Origin of the sequence: Thermorhabdus hydrogeniformans, assembly GCF_049310025.1 — a bacterium.
Classification (GTDB): Bacteria; Bacillota; Thermosediminibacteria; order Thermosediminibacterales; family Tepidanaerobacteraceae; genus JBJYKD01.
Genome location: NZ_JBJYKD010000242.1, coordinates 1 through 249, shown reverse-complemented (window position 1 = coordinate 249; position 249 = coordinate 1). Strand labels below are relative to the sequence as shown.

Genomic DNA, 249 nt, shown 5'->3' with positions numbered 1-249 from the left:
CTCCTCGAGAGCCTGGCCATCAACAGCTTCAAGAACTTCGTGCCGAACCGCGCCAAGCAGTTCGTGGCGTGCTCGTACAGCGGCCACGTGATCGGCGACGCGATCCTCTTCTACCTGGCCGAGAACAGCTTCGTGCTGGTGGGCCGCGCCCCGTCCTGCAACTGGGTGAAGTTCCACGCCGAGACCGGCGGCTGGAACGTGAAGGTGCACTACGACGACCGTTCGCCGTCGCGCCCGAACGGCCACGCC

1 pseudogene is annotated in these 249 nt (G+C 65.9%); it reads left to right on the top strand.

From position 1 onward, the window contains the following. Positions 1 to 249 (top strand): annotated as a pseudogene (locus tag ACKX14_RS16280) (aminomethyl transferase family protein); the annotation flags it as partial.